Below are 13,904 nucleotides of genomic sequence, written 5' to 3' on the forward strand. Positions count from 1 at the left end.
AACTCTAGGAGGCGGAGGTGAACTGGTCGTAGATGACCGTGCCCCCGCGCACCGTCCGCAGGCACTTCGGCAGCGGTGCGCCCGGGTCGAGGCGCGGCAGCGGCGGCACCCCGGAACGCGGATCGGTGGACCAGCGCTGCACGCGGGTGTCGGCCGTGGCGACGACGAGCTCGGTCGCGTCCCAGATCGCGTAGTGCGCCGGCGCGCCGGGCACGAGGCTGCCGGTCACGCCGTCGTTGACGCCGGCGGCGCGGTGGCCCGCACGGGTGTGGGCGGTGAACGCGGCGCGCGCGGAGAGCCGTGCGGCCGGCGTGTGGTGGTGCACGGCCGCGCGGACGGCGGCCCACGGATCGAGCGCGGTCACCGGGGTGTCGGAGCCGAAGGCGAGCACCACGCCCTCGGCGGCGAGCGTGGCGAACGGGTTGAGCCCGGCGGCGCGGTCGGCGCCGAGCCGCTCGGCGTACATACCGGCCTCGCCGCCCCAGGCGTCGTCGAACAGCGGCTGCGCCGAGGCGACCACACCCCAGCCGGCGAGGGCGCGGGCCTGGTCTGCGGTGACCATCTCCAGGTGCTCGAGCCGGTGGTGCCGCGCGGCGAGCGCCCGCTGGCCCACCTCCTTCTCGGCCAGCCGGAAACCTTCGACGACTTCGGCGACGGCCGCGTCGCCGATCACGTGGAACCCGGCTTGCAGCCCGGCCTCGGTGCACGCGGCGAGGTGCTCGGCGATGCCGGCGGCGTCGGCATAGAGGGCGCCGGACGTGCCGGGCTCGTCGGTGTAGGGGCTGCTCAGCGCGGCGGTGTGCGAACCGAGCGCGCCGTCGACGAACAGGTCGCCGGCCACGCCGTGCGCGCCGAGGGCGCGGGCGGTGTCGAGGCCGCCGAGCTCACCCCAGTAGCCGACGACCTCGGGCAGGCCGGGTTCGGCGGCGAGGGTGAGCAGGCCCGCGAAGTCTTCCTGGCCGGCGATGTCCGGGCCGCCGCACTCGTGGACGCCGACGATCCCGCGCGCGGCGGCCTCGGCGAGGAACGCGCGCTGCGCGGCGGTGCGCTGCTGCGGCGTGACGGCGGCACGCGCGGCCGCGCGGACCTTGTGGTGGGCGTCGCGGGTGAGAGGTCCGTCGGCGGAGAAGCCTTCGCCGGCGCGGGCGTCGGGTGCGAGGTCGATCAGCGCGGTGGACACGAGTGCCGAGTGCACGTCGACGCGGCTGAAGTAGACCGGTGTGGTGCCGGCGGCGTCGTCGAGCTCGGCGCGGCCGGGCAGGCGCGGGTCGGTCCAGGCCGACTCGTCCCAGCCGTGCGCGAGCAGCACCTGGCCCGGCGCGGCGGCGACGGCGGTGCGGACGGCGGCCAGCAGTTCACCGGCACTACGCACGCGCGTGAGGTCGAGGCCGGTCAGGTGCAGGCCGGTGGCGGTGGCGTGCACGTGGGCGTCGACGAACGCGGGGGCGACGAACGCGCCGTCGAGGTCGACCACCGTCGCGTCCGGGTGCAGCGCGCGGGCGGGGGCGTCCTGGCCGACCCAGACCACGGTGCCGCCGGAGACGGCCAGCGCCGTGGCGTCCGGGGAAGACGGGGTGTAGATCCTGCCGCCGAGCAGGAGCGTCGTGCTGTCGTTCGTCACGGTGTCGAGTCTCCCCCGCGTCCCGCGCGCCGACCGCCTGGGGTCGGCTTTCCTCACTCCGCGTGAACACGGTCACGCCACTGTGAGCCAGGTCACCTGAACGGGTCGGGCTGTTCGGCACGTGCTTGGTCCGTGAGGGAGCGCCGCCGCCAGGTGGCCGCCGAAGGGGACGCGCGGTGCGGGTGACCGGCCGGGCGGGAGACAGGGGACTTCGATGCACCAGATCGTCGCGAGCCCGGTGGCCGGGCTCATCCAGGCCGAAGACATCACCGACCTCGTCGCGGTGACCGAAGGCGAGGTGCTGCTGCCGGGCGAGCGCGGGTACGCCGCCGAGTGCACCGCCTTCAACTTCAACAACCCGCTCGAACCCGCGCTCGTCGTCGCCGCGGCCTCCGCCGCCGACGTGCAGAACGCCGTCCGGTTCGCGCGCCGCCGATCACTGCCCGTAGCGATCAAGGCCACGGCTCACCAGGTCGTGGCTCCGGCACACGGCGCGGTGCTGATCACCACCAGCCGCATGACCGGCGTGACCGTGGACCCGCGGCGGCGCATCGCCCGCGTCGAGGCCGGGGCCCGCTGGCAGCAGGTCCTCGACGCGGCGGCCGAGCACGGGCTGGCGCCGCTCGCCGGGTCGGCGCCGGGCGTCGGCGTGGTCGGTTACACGCTCGGCGGCGGCCTCAGCCCCGTGATCGGGCGGACCCGCGGCTACGCCGCCGACCACGTGCGGCTCATCGAGGTCGTGACCGCCGACGGCACGCACCGGACGGTGACGGCCGAGACCGAGCGGGACCTGTTCTGGGCGCTGCGCGGCGGTAAGGGCAACTTCGGCGTGGTCACCGCGCTCGAGTTCGACCTGTTCCCCGTCACCCGCTTCTACGGCGGCGGCCTCTACTACGCGGGCGAGGACCTGGCCGCGGTGCTGCACGCGTGGCGCCAGTGGGTGCCGCTGCTGCCGGAGGAGGCCACGACGTCGGTGATGGTGCAGCGGCTGCCGCCGGCGCCCGAGCTGCCCGACGTGCTGCGCGGCGCGTTCGTGGTGCACCTGCGCTTCGCCCACCTCGGCTCGCCCGGCGACGCCGAACGGCTCCTCGCACCGCTGCGCGACGTCGCCCCGGTGTTGCTGGACCTGGTGCAGGACAGGCCGTTCAGCGCGATCGGCGAGATCCACCTCGACCCCGCCGACCCGCTCCCGTACTACGACCGCACCACCAGCCTGCGCGAGCTCACCGCCGAGACGATCGACGCGCTCGTCGCGCTCACCGGGCCGGGCTCGGACTGCCCGCTGCTGGGCGTGGAGCTGCGCGCACTCGGGGGCGCGCTCGACCGCGAGCCCGCGGTGCCGAACGCGGTGCCCGCGCGCGGGGTGCCGTTCCTGGTGTTCGCGCTCGGTGTCGGTGGCGCCGAGCGCGGCGAACAGCTGCGCGCGGCCCTCGACAACGTTGTCGGCACGCTGGAGCCGTGGACAGCCGAGCGGCAGTCACCGAACTTCCTCTCGGCCGACGAGGGCTCGTCGGCCGCCGTGGTGCGCGCGATCTACGGGCCGGAGCGCTACGACCAGCTCGCCGCGGTGAAGCGGGTCTACGACCCGGGCAACCTCTTCCGCGTGAACCACAACATCCGTCCGGCCGCCTGAGAACGCGGGCCGCGGCGGTCTGCTGCCGCTGACGCTGAATTGATCGCTGCTCCCCGCCGAGCGGCTTGCGCGATTAGACGACGGCTGAGGCCTGCGGCTCCAGCCGTCGTCGAAAAGGGCCACCTCACTCGCCCCGATGCCGTGCGGGTGTCCTGGGATGGGTGCAACGAGCAGCAGCAACGGCTCTGGACTCGCCTCACCGTGTTCGCGGACGGTTCGCCCTCGCGCTCAACAAGAACCCGGAGCTCGCCGTCCTCGAGCCGAACGAGCTCGGGATCGCCCGCTTCGTGGGTGAAGGCTTGGCCAACGGAGACATCGCCAAAATCCGAACATAAGCGGCAAAACGGTCGAAGCCTACCTCGCCGGCATCTACAAGAAGCTCGAGCTGACCGACCCCGAACGCAACCGCGCAACCTTGCAGGAGATCTACCGACGGGCGAGCAACGCGGGAATGGGCAAGCACCCGGTGACTACGCCGGTCCCCACTCTGCCAGCAGTTTCGGCACCCCGCGGATGACCCCGTAGGACCGGGTCGGCCGAGGACCAGCTTGCAGTCGGACGTCGGGGATCGCGGTGAGCAGCTCTTCAAGCATGATCCGCAGCTCCAGCCGCGCCACGTGCCGGCCAAGGCAGCGATGCGCCCCGGCGCCCCAGCCCAGATGCGCCGACCCGCCGCGTAGCCGGTCGAGGCGATAGACATCGCCGTCATCGAAGTGGTCCGGATCGCGGTTGGCTGCGCCCCAGACCAGCAGCACGCGGTCTCCGGGGTGAAGTGCGACGCCGGCGAGCTCGGTCTCCGTGGTCACAGCGCGCCCGGTGGCGGCCACCGCCGGCTCGTGTCGCACCGCCTCCTCGATGACAGCCGACAGCGTTGCCGGATTCACGACGCATCGATCGCGCAAGCCGTGGTCACCGAGCAGCTGCAACAGGATGGTTGCACACGCGTCTGTGGAGGTCAGGTTGCCAGCCGCGACCATCACGATGGCGAACTTGAGCACCTCCTCCTCGGTCGGTCGATCGCCGTCAACGCGGGCGTGTGCGACGTCGGAGAGCATGTCCCCGCGGTGGTGATTCATCCGGTCGCGGACGTGGCCGACCATGAGGTCGGCGAAGCTACGGGCGGCGTCGGCCGTGCCGAGGTTGGTGAGCGCGCGCACGTGCTCGGACAACGTGACCTGCTCGGATTCCGAGAGCCCGAGCATCGCGCCGATCAGCATCGGCGGGACCCGCTGGGTGTAGGCGGTCACCAAATCCGCGCGGCCCTCGCCCGTGAACTCGGCGATCGTCTCGCGACACAACCGGCGCAGGTAGTCCGCGTGCTCTGCGGCGGCCGCCCGCTTGAAGTACGGCTGCAGCAGGTGCCGCCACGCGAAATGCGGGTCCCCGTCGGCCTCGAACAACGGCGCGACCACGCCGTCGATTTCGGCGACCATCGCGGCCGCGCCGATCCCGTCCACATTCGTGCTGAACGTCTTGCCGTCCATGGCGGCTGCCCGCATCGCGTCGTAACCGGTCACCACGTAGTGACCGCCGTGCGCCGTGCTGTGCGCCACCGGGCAACTGGCCCGCAGCGTGGCCAGGTCGGGGTAGGGGTTGTTCGCGATATCCGGGTCGAGATGGTTGAAATCCGGTATCGCCGCGACCACGGCCTGCTCGCCGACAAGATGGCCTCCGCGCCGATCGATACCCACATCGCTCCTTCGGGTGACTGGACTACTCCTGTGAGTAACGAAGACTCGCAGGAGCGCACAAGGTGCATCCGGGGCGTTCCTCGTTGCTGAAGCGATGCGCTGGGTGATCAAGGCCGCTGAGGACGGTCGCGGCCTGGCCGCCCTCGGCAGCCGCAGCCTCTTCTCCGCCGGCTTTCGCCCCGTGGGTCGACAAGCTCGTGCACAGGTCAGGCCTGGGTGAGTGCCCGGGCCTTTTTCATCGGTGGCGGATTCATGGTGGCGAGGTCCACGTTGCCGCCGCAATTTGCGATCTCCTGCCCGCGGCTCTGCTGCTCCGTGATGGTGGATTCGTCTCGCAGTCGGCGTCTGCGTTGAATCGTCAGTCGCCCTGCACGGCGATCCCCTCTGCGCGGCGAGGGGTCGAGTGCCGGGGCGTCGTGGTGCCTTTCAAGCCGCCCTCAACGATTCGGGACAGTGCCGTCCACGCACGCTCGGGCCCCTGTCAGCGCGGTTACTGCGCGTCGCGCCATCCTTCGGCTGACATTCCGGCTTCGACCCACTCCCCCCAACCCCGCGGAAACCACGAATCCAAGTTCAAGGCGGCATCAGTTTGGCCCACGTCGGGCACGGTTCCGCCGCTGCGTTCGCGTTGGCGCTTCCAGTCGTCGAGATCGTCAAGCACCAGGTCCTGGAACTCTTCCTCGGCGGTTTCCATGTCTGCAGCACGTCCGCGACCACGTTGACGTTGATCGACACGCAGTTGCACCTGTTGCCGTCCTGGGCGTAGGCGACGCCGATCCGCGGCGAGTGCGGCCACCGTTGCGGTACACACAGTCACCGTGCAAGAAGATTTACGTCGTGAGAACGTTATGGCAGGATATTTTAACGCGATCCCGACGACTTGAAGCACGAATGACTGGAGTACAGATGACTGCGATCCAGGCACCTGTGCCGCCTCCCGCCGTCCACGACCAGCCGTACGAGTACGCCCGCACCGAGCTGGCAGAACCGGACTGGCGCCGCTTCCCCGGCTGGCACGACGTGACCGACGCCGAGTGGCGTGACGCGCAGTGGCAGCGGGTGCACTGCGTCCGCAACGTCAAGCAGCTGCGCGCGCTGATGGGTGATCTGCTGGAGGAGCGGTTCTACGAGGACCTGCTCGCGGACCAGCGGGAAATGGCCACGATGTCGATGCTGCTGCCCCCGCAGATGCTCAACACGATGGCGCCTTCTGCCGGCAGTGACCGGGCGAAGGTCACCGAGGCGTTCTACGCCGACCCGATCCGCCGCTACATGCTGCCCGTGCGCAGCGACCGCGACCTCGCGTGGCCCAGCCACCCGCACTCGGAGCGCGACTCGCTGCACGAGGCGGAGATGTGGGTCGTCGAGGGCCTCACGCACCGGTACCCGACCAAGGTGCTCGCGGAGATGATCTCGACGTGCCCCCAGTACTGCGGGCACTGCACGCGCATGGACCTCGTCGGGAACTCGACCGAGCAGGTCGAGAAGCACAAGCTCACGCTCAAGCCGGTCGACCGCCAGGACGCGATGATCGACTACCTCAAGCGCACTCCGGGCGTGCGCGACGTGGTGGTGTCCGGCGGCGACGTGGCCAACGTGCCGTGGCCGCAGCTCGAGTCCTTCCTCATGCGCCTGATGGACATCGAGACCGTCCGCGACGTGCGCCTCGCGACGAAGGCCCTGGCGGCGCTGCCGCAGCACTGGCTGCAGCCCAAGGTCGTCGAAGGCCTCGAACGCGTCGCCGTCACCGCCCAGCGGCGCGGCGTGAACCTCGCGATCCACACGCACGTCAACCACGCGCAGTCCGTCACGCCCCTCGTCGCCGAAGCCGCGCGCACCGCGCTCGAGGTGGGCGTGCGCGATGTGCGCAACCAGGGCGTGTTGATGCGGGGAGTCAACGCGACCCCGGCTGCGCTGCTGGACCTGTGCTTCGCGCTGCAGGGCGAGGCGAACATCCTGCCGTACTACTTCTACATGTGCGACATGATCCCCAACGCCGAACACTGGCGCGTCGCCGTGTGGGAGGCCCAGGACCTCCAGCACGCCATCATGGGCTACCTTCCGGGCTACGCCACCCCGCGCATCGTCTGCGACGTCCCCTACGTCGGCAAGCGCTGGGTCCACCAGCTCGCCGACTACGATCGCGAGCGCGGCATCTCCTACTGGACCAAGAACTACCGCACCGGCATCGAGCACGCGGACCCGGAGGCGTTGCGGCGGCGGTACCCGTACTACGACCCGATCTCGACGCTGCCGGAGAGCGGGCGGACGTGGTGGGCCGAGCAGAACGGCTGAGGCAACGGTGGGCGTCGCGCCGGCTTCGGCACGACGCCCACCGTCCGGCCGTAGTCAGCTGCTCGCGGCCACGCCGACGTCGACCTGGACCGAGCCGCCGTCGGGCACCGTCAACGGCGCGGCGCGAGCGGTCCGGTAGTACTGGTTCTCGCCACTGGTTGCGAAGTCCGAGTCGACGCGGTCGTCACCGGCGTCCGGCGTCGTGAATTGCCAGCGGCTGGTCTGGACCTTGATCTCCGCGTAGTACTGCTTCGCCGGGACCTGCTCGGAGTACTGCCCGTCGAAGGTGTTGGCCGCGCCGTAGAGGTCCTCGTCGTCCACCGAGCGGACGCTGATTCGGACGCCCCGCCCGCGGTCGCACCGGACACCCCGGCGGCCTGCCCCTCGACGGCTGCGGGCACCCGCCGGCAAGCGGCGAACGGTTGCCTCGCCGCGCAAACCCGAAGGGGCGCGCGGAAGCGCCGCCTCGGACGGGCGGGCTCATGACGTCGCGGGCGCGGATCCAGCCGCCACCGGGCCCGAGCCCGCGGGTGCGGCCGTGGTGACAAGCCCACACCAGTGCGGGGAAAAGCGGTGTCGTCGCGCGCGCGAACGCGGTGTGAACAGGAAACGGAAGATCCGAGGGAAGGGCGGAAAGGGAACACACTCCCCCGCCACTATCAACGTATAACGCACCCCGGGGCTTGTGGCAAGACCCGGGTGATGCCGCACAATCACCACCCTGAAGCCGCGACCTGCGAAAACGCGGTGGCGGCGAGAGTGGTGAAGGGGATCTGTGTCAGCTGAGGGGTACGAACAGGAATTGCGGTCCGAGCGCGCCTACGTCGGCGGGCTTTACACGCGGCTCGACGGGGAACGGACGCGGGTGAAGGGCGAGTACGAGGCGGCGCTGGGGGAAAACGGCGGGACGCCCATGGAGCGCGACGTGCGCGTGCGTGCGCTGGGCAGGGAGGTGCGGCGGCTGGACGTGGTGGACAACGGCCTGTGTTTCGGCCGCCTGGACTCGCTCGACGACGACGTGTCCTACATCGGCCGCATCGGGTTGTTCGACGAGGAGGACGAATACCGACCGGTGCTGCTGGACTGGCGGGCCCCCGCGGCGCGCCCGTTCTACACCGCGACCGGGGCGAACCCGGAGAACGTGCGCCGGCGCCGCCAGTTCCACACGCGCGGCCGGCGGGTCACCGAGTTCACCGACGAGGTGCTCGGCCGGCCCGCCACCGGAGAGCACAGTGACACCGACGCGGCGCTGCTGGCGGCCGTGAACGCGCCACGCGGTGAGGGCATGCGCGACATCGTGGCGACGATCCAGGCCGAACAGGACGAGATCATCCGGCTCGACCACCCCGGCGTGCTGGTGATCGAAGGCGGACCGGGCACGGGGAAGACGGTGGTGGCGCTGCACCGCGTCGCCTACCTGCTCTACACGCAGCGGGAGCGGATGGAACGCCACGGCGCGCTGGTCGTCGGGCCGAACCCGGCGTTCCTGAACCACATCGGGCGTGTGCTGCCTTCGCTGGGCGAGACGGACGTGGTGTTCACGACCACCGGCGGTTTCGTGCCCGGCCTGCACGTGACCGCCGAGGACGGGCCGGAGGCGGCGCGGCTCAAGGGCGAGCTGAAGATCCTCGACGTCCTCGCGGCCGCGATCGCCGACCGGCAGCGGACACCGGAGGAGCCGGTGCCGATCACGCTCGGCGACGTCACCGTGCGGATCGACGCCGAGACCGCGCAGTGGGCCATCGAGGAGGCGCGCGCGAGCGGGCTGCCGCACAACGAGGCGCGCGACGTGTTCACCGAGATCGTCACCTACGTGCTCACCGAGCGCGCGATCACCCGCATCGGCCGCGGCTGGCTGGGCCGCGACGACCGCGAGGAACGCGACGACCTCAAGCGCACCCTCCTCGAGGACCTCGCCGGCAACCCGCGGTTCGTGTCCGCTGTCGACGAGCTGTGGCCCCTCCTCACGCCGCAGGGCCTGCTCGCGTCGCTCTACGAGTCTCCCGAACGGCTGCGCGCGGCCGGCGCCGACGCGGTGCTGCTGCGCGAAAACGGCGAAGCGTGGACCGTGTCGGACCTGCCGCTGCTCGACGAGCTCGTCGACCTGCTGGGCCGCGACAAGGCCGCCGATGCCCGGGCCGAGCAGGCCGCCGAGCGCGAACGCAGGACCCAGGCCGCCTACGCCGCCAACGTGCTCGACTCGCTCATCGAACGCGAGGACCTCAACGACGACGTCGGCCTGCTCGCCAAAGACCTCCTCTACGCCGAGGACCTCGCCGACCGGTTCGTGGAACGCGACACCCGCGACCTCGTGGAACGCGCCACCTCCGACCGCGACTGGACCTACCGGCACGTGGTGGTCGACGAGGCCCAGGAACTGTCCGAAATGGACTGGCGTGTCCTGATGCGCCGCTGCCCGGGCCGCTCCTTCACCGTCGTCGGCGACCTCGCGCAACGCCGGTCCGCAGCCGGGGCGACGTCGTGGGCCTCGGTGCTGGACCGCTACGTGAGCGACCGCTGGGTGTACCGGGCCCTCACGGTCAACTACCGCACGCCGGCGGAGATCATGAGCGTCGCGGCCGCGGTGCTCGCCGGGTTCGCCCCGGGGACCAGGCCGCCGGAGTCGGTCCGCGCCAACAGCGTCCAGCCGTGGTCGCGGCACGTCACCGACGCCGACCTGCCCGCCGCGGTCGAGGCGTTCGTGCGCGCGGAAGCCGGCCGCGAAGGCACCAGCATCGTCATCGGCCCCGCGGACGTGCCCGGCGCCGTGCCGGCGGCGGAGACGAAGGGGCTGGAGTTCGACTCCGTCCTGGTCGTCGATCCGGACCACATCCTCGCCGACGGCCCGCGCGGCGCCGCCGAGCTGTACGTGGCACTCACCCGCGCGACCCAGCGCCTCGGCGTCCTGCACCGCGGTCCGTTGCCGGCGGCACTGTCGGGGCTCACCGAAACGGGGGCGCCGGCCACAGCCGGGGGTTAGCGGTCAGGAAGGTCGTCGCCGAACCGCGGCCGAGGGCTGGTGGGTCGCACCGTCATGGGTCGGGCCCATCAGCCTTCTCGTTCGCCCTGGCCGACTTCGTGCTCGCCGGGACGGGCCGCCGCCGGTTCGGACCCCGTCGCGCCCGGCCCTCACCCGTCCGCCAGCAGCACCCCGACCGCCAGCTCGAACACCTCCCTCAGCTGCCCGAACAACGGCGGCCCGGTCGTCGGGGTGATCTGCGCCGTGACGGACACCGCGACGCCGCCTCGGCCGTCCGGGGTGGCGGCGGTGAATTGGGTGTAGCCGAGGGTGTTGCCGGTGTGGCCGTAGACGCGGCCGTAGCGGGTGTCGTAGCGGAAGAGGGCCAGGCCGGCCGCGTTCGTGCCCGGGCCGGGGGGTTCGGAACCGCCCGGGCGGAAGCGGAACTGGGCGTCGCGGGTCTTGCGGTCGAGCAGGGTGCCGCCGACGTAGCCGCGGATGAAGCGCACCAGGTCGGCCGGTGTGGACACCACGCCGCCGGAGGCCCAGCTCCAGCCGGCGGCGACGGTCGTCGTCACGTCCTCGGGCGGGCCCGCGACGGTGGTGTCGTAGCCGTGCAGCGCCGGTTCCGGCAGGTCCGGACCACGGGGGAGGCTCGTGCCGCCCAGTCCCAGCGGCTGCAGCACGCGTTGGCGGAGGACGTCTTCGTACCGCCGGCCGGTGGCCGTCTCGCACATGAGCGCGACGAGGATGTTGTCGGAGTTCGAATACGCGTAGTGGCTGCCGGGGCGGAACAGCACATCGGGATCGGTGGCGTACGACAGCAGTTGCCGCGGCGGTGGCGGATCCTGCAGATTCGCGACCAGCGCGTCGCGGAATTCGGTGGTGCCGCTGAAATCGGGGATGCCGCTCGTGTGGCCGAGCAGCTGGCGCAACGTCACGGCCGACCACGCGCGGGGCAGCCCGCGCACCGTCGAGCCCACCGTGGTGTCGAGCGAAAGCCGGCCGCTGCTCACGAGGGAGAGCGCCGTCGCGCCGCTGAACGCCTTGGCCACGCTCGCCACCCGCATGCGGTCGTCCGCGCGCGGGGAGCGGCGGGCGCCGAGCCGGGGAACTCCCGCGGTGTAGAGGGAAGTGCGCGATCCGCGGCCGATGGCGACGACGACCGCCGGCGGTCCGTGCGGGCTGTCGTGCAACCGCCGGATCGCGGCGCGCAGCGAGTCTTCCACTCGCGGGCGCCCGGCGGCCGTGGCCGGGGCGGCCGTCCACACGAGACCGCTCGCGGCGGCGAGCGTGGTTTGGGCGAGAATCGCGCGCCGGGACATCACCATCGCACCACGGTAACCGCGGGAAATGCGCAGCCCTAACGTTTCTTCGTCGCCCGGAAATCGGCACGACGGGGATTCGTTCCCCTTTCCCCCGGTGCGCATTCCGCACCTGAAGGCCCCCGGCGGTGAATCACGGGCCGGGCCGGCGGTGCGCTTCCCCGCGCACCGGCGGCCCGGACACCGCTCACGCCATCTCGGGCACGTTCAGGTGCGCGATGGCGAGGTCGAACTCGCGGACGTCGAGCCGGTCGGCGCCCGCTTCCCGCAGGGTGGCCGCGCGCAGCGAGTTGGCCTTCTCCGCGGTGCGGCGCAGCGCCTCGGCGCTGTCGTAACCGATCGAGGCCACACACCGGCCGCTCGTGCGGTCGACCAGCAGGCTCGCGCTGCAGAACCCGTCGAACTCGGCGAGCGCCGGCAACGTGGTCATCTTGAACACGTCGACGACGGCGTCCACCTGCTCGGGTGCCACCTTCAGCCACGTTCCCCGCACCGCCGCGCCGGCACCGGAGTGGTGATCACGGTGCAGCAGCGCGATCTCCCACTCCTCCACCTGCGGCGGTCCGCCGAACATCTCGGCGACCTGCTGCCGCAGCTTGGTCATGGCCTGCGCGCTCGCGTGCATGAGCTCAGCCGAGCGCCACGCCGTGGTCACGATCGTGCGGCTGTCCTCCCGGCCGACGAGCATCGACAGTCCCACGTTCCCCTCGGTGGCCAGCGCCGCGGGCATGACGACGTCGCGCACGTGCGCGACCGCGTCGTCCAGCAACGCCGGCTTCAGCTGGATCGTCGTGCTGCGAGCGAACACGATCCACCTCCCGCCGGTCGTGGCGGCGCCCCGGTGACGCCACCGGTCCCCTCACCCTCCCCCTGGGCGCGGTGGGTCACAACGCCGCGAATTTCACGGCGCGCCCGGTTCAGAAGGCGGCGATGCCGTTGGGGGTGCCGAGGCCGGTCGGGCCGTCGTAGCCGGCGCCGGCGGTGCACAGGTATGAACCACCACAGGAGCCGTTGCTGCCGGAGGTCACGTCGAACAGGCCGTCGGGGTGCGCGTACGGCCGCGCGCCGGCCGTGGCGGAGTTCCCGGCCAGCGCGTACACCGACGCAACCACCGGCGACGACAGGCTCGTGCCGCCGACCTGTACCCAGCCGTCGGCACCTTGCGCGAGCCCGAGCGTCAGCAGCAGGTCGCACAACGCTCCGCCGCCGCAGCTGTTGTACGTGTCGTACACCCCGAGCCCGGTCTTCGGGTCGGCCACCGCGGCCACGTCGGCGACAGTCCGCTTCGCACACGCGGTGTCGTGCTGCCACACCGGTTTCGGCTCGAGCGCGGAGCATCCGCTGCCGCTGCCCGACCACGTCGTTTCCGCCCAGCCGCGCGAGGTGCCGGCGGCCTTGGCCAGCGTGGTGCCGCCGACCGCGGTGACGAACGGCGAGGACGCGGGCCAGCTCACGCCGTAGCCGGCATCACCGGACGACGCGGTGATGGCGATGCCGGGGTGGTCGAGGTGGGTGTCGGCGGCGGTGATCGTCGGGTCCTCGTCGCCGCCGTAGCTGTTGGAGATCGCCACGACGCCCGGGGTCGCGGCGGCCGTGTCGACGGCCGTCATCAGCGGATCGGTGTCCGGGGAATCGGCCTCCACCAACAGGATGCGGCAGTCGGGACAGGTCGCGGACACGGCGTCGAGGTCGAGGCTGATCTCCTCCGCCCAGCCGTAGTCCGGCGCCGGCAGCGGGCTCGCCGCGCCGTGCTGGTTGACCTTGCGGAAGCAGCCGTCGGCCGACGTGCACGGCGCCAGCCCCCGCGCGGCGCGGTAGGTCGCGAGGTCGCTTTCGGCGTTGGGCGAGTCCATGGCGTCGACGATCGCCACGGTGCGGCCGTTCGCGTGCCGGCCGCCGAGGCCGTAGGCGGCCTGGATCTCGGCCGGTCCGTAGCCGACCGGCGTCGCCGCGACCAACGGTCCCGGTCCGTCCGGCGACTTGATCGCCTTGCCCAGGCAGTGCAGGCGGGCCTGCGCGCACCCGAAGTCGACGAAGCCGCCACTCAGCAGCGGAGCGGCGTTCGCCGTGTTCGTGGCGGACATCGCGAGCGGAACGGCCAGCGCCACCGCCACGAGCACCCGGGCCAGGTTCCTGAGTCGCGACACTGCGGCCTCCCTCGCTCACGCTGAGACAGCGCGAATGGTCGCATGTAACTCGTTCCGGGTCACCCGTCCGAATGAGGGAAAATTCCGCACCTGTGGTTCCGGTCGACCTGAGAACGGTCACATTGGTCCAGACAACTGTTACCAAGGCGTGACGTCCGAGCCGCCGACCGGCGGCTACTTTGTTGTGACTTACAACAAATCCGTGTCTGTGAATCACCGACGGAGGTGTCACG

Annotated in this window: 10 protein-coding genes; 3 read left to right on the forward strand and 7 right to left on the reverse strand. The window is 71.6% G+C overall.

Going from position 1 to position 13,904, the window contains the following annotated elements:
- Positions 1 to 4 precede the first annotated feature (4 nt).
- Positions 5 to 1,621 carry an amidohydrolase gene (locus AB0K15_RS12225; protein ID WP_364048657.1) on the reverse strand — a complete coding sequence of 539 codons (1,617 nt, stop codon included), beginning with the start codon at positions 1,619 to 1,621 and terminating at the stop codon, positions 5 to 7.
- Between the two features lie 214 nt (positions 1,622 to 1,835).
- Between AB0K15_RS12225 and AB0K15_RS12230 the strand changes: the two genes are divergently transcribed.
- Positions 1,836 to 3,254: an FAD-binding oxidoreductase gene (locus AB0K15_RS12230; RefSeq protein WP_364048659.1), complete on the forward strand. Its 1,419-nt coding sequence runs from the start codon at positions 1,836 to 1,838 to the stop codon at positions 3,252 to 3,254.
- A gap of 470 nt (positions 3,255 to 3,724) precedes the next feature.
- Here AB0K15_RS12230 and AB0K15_RS12235 read toward each other — a convergent pair whose 3' ends face one another.
- Complete coding sequence (locus AB0K15_RS12235; RefSeq protein WP_364048661.1) at positions 3,725 to 4,945, reverse strand: cytochrome P450; 1,221 nt, start codon at positions 4,943 to 4,945, stop codon at positions 3,725 to 3,727.
- A 490-nt stretch (positions 4,946 to 5,435) separates the two neighbouring features.
- On the reverse strand, positions 5,436 to 5,690 hold the full coding sequence (locus tag AB0K15_RS12240; RefSeq protein ID WP_364048663.1) for a hypothetical protein: 255 nt from the start codon (positions 5,688 to 5,690) through the stop codon (positions 5,436 to 5,438).
- 161 nt (positions 5,691 to 5,851) lie between these two features.
- On the opposite strand from AB0K15_RS12240, the gene AB0K15_RS12245 reads away from it, so the two are divergent.
- Entirely contained in the window at positions 5,852 to 7,240 is a 1,389-nt protein-coding gene (locus tag AB0K15_RS12245) for a lysine 2,3-aminomutase (protein WP_364048665.1), read from the forward strand.
- A gap of 54 nt (positions 7,241 to 7,294) precedes the next feature.
- On the opposite strand, the gene AB0K15_RS12250 is transcribed toward AB0K15_RS12245, so the two are convergent.
- Entirely contained in the window at positions 7,295 to 7,561 is a 267-nt protein-coding gene (locus tag AB0K15_RS12250; protein WP_364048667.1) for a hypothetical protein, read from the reverse strand.
- A gap of 454 nt (positions 7,562 to 8,015) precedes the next feature.
- Here AB0K15_RS12250 and helR point away from each other — a divergent pair, with 454 nt between their 5' ends.
- Complete coding sequence (helR, locus tag AB0K15_RS12255; protein WP_364048669.1) at positions 8,016 to 10,220, forward strand: RNA polymerase recycling motor ATPase HelR; 2,205 nt, start codon at positions 8,016 to 8,018, stop codon at positions 10,218 to 10,220.
- A 149-nt stretch (positions 10,221 to 10,369) separates the two neighbouring features.
- Here the strand turns inward: helR and AB0K15_RS12260 are convergent, their stop codons facing one another.
- The 3 genes from AB0K15_RS12260 to AB0K15_RS12270 all read right to left on the reverse strand — a co-directional run bounded on the left by AB0K15_RS12260 (position 10,370) and on the right by AB0K15_RS12270 (position 13,671).
- The gene (locus AB0K15_RS12260) at positions 10,370 to 11,530 is read right to left on the reverse strand and encodes a serine hydrolase domain-containing protein (protein WP_364048671.1); all 1,161 of its coding nucleotides are present in this window, start codon (positions 11,528 to 11,530) and stop codon (positions 10,370 to 10,372) included.
- Between the two features lie 181 nt (positions 11,531 to 11,711).
- Positions 11,712 to 12,332, reverse strand: coding sequence for a hypothetical protein (locus AB0K15_RS12265; RefSeq protein ID WP_364048673.1), 621 nt, complete (start codon positions 12,330 to 12,332; stop codon positions 11,712 to 11,714).
- Positions 12,333 to 12,441: 109 nt separating this feature from the next.
- Complete coding sequence (locus AB0K15_RS12270; RefSeq protein ID WP_364048675.1) at positions 12,442 to 13,671, reverse strand: S8 family serine peptidase; 1,230 nt, start codon at positions 13,669 to 13,671, stop codon at positions 12,442 to 12,444.
- Positions 13,672 to 13,904 lie beyond the last annotated feature (233 nt).

The sequence above is a fragment of the Amycolatopsis sp. NPDC049253 genome (genome assembly GCF_040678995.1).
GTDB lineage: Bacteria > Actinomycetota > Actinomycetes > Mycobacteriales > Pseudonocardiaceae > Amycolatopsis.